This is a genomic window from Acinetobacter sp. AL9 (assembly GCF_041464035.1).
Classification (GTDB): Bacteria; Pseudomonadota; Gammaproteobacteria; order Pseudomonadales; family Moraxellaceae; genus Acinetobacter; species Acinetobacter towneri.
In genome coordinates this window covers 1-288 of the sequence record NZ_JAYFSK010000215.1, presented here as the reverse complement: position 1 = coordinate 288, position 288 = coordinate 1, and the positions used below count along the sequence as shown (strand labels likewise).

Annotated in this window: 1 protein-coding gene; it reads left to right on the top strand. The window is 47.9% G+C overall.

Translation table 11 applies throughout. The annotated features are described in order from the left end of the window. The coding region (locus ACEO2X_RS14390) for a transposase (RefSeq protein ID WP_371972202.1) at window positions 1-288 on the top strand (288 nt) is incomplete at both ends.

Sequence of the window (288 nt, the reverse complement as noted above, 5' to 3'; positions counted from 1 at the left end):
TGAAAGGCTGGCAGGGTTATCTAGTCTGTGATGATTACAGTGGTTATAAAGCACGCTTTAAATCAGGCCAGGTCATAGAGGTGGGCTGCATGGCCCATGCACGTCGTAAATTCCATGAACTGCATGTGACTGGGAAAAGTCAGGTCGCTGAACAGGCATTGGTGCTGATTCAGAAACTGTATGCGATAGAAGCAGAACTCAGGAAAAAGACCGATGGTACAGCGGAAGACCGCCGCGAATACCGACAACAGCATAGTCAACCAGTGATGCAACAACTATATGAATGGC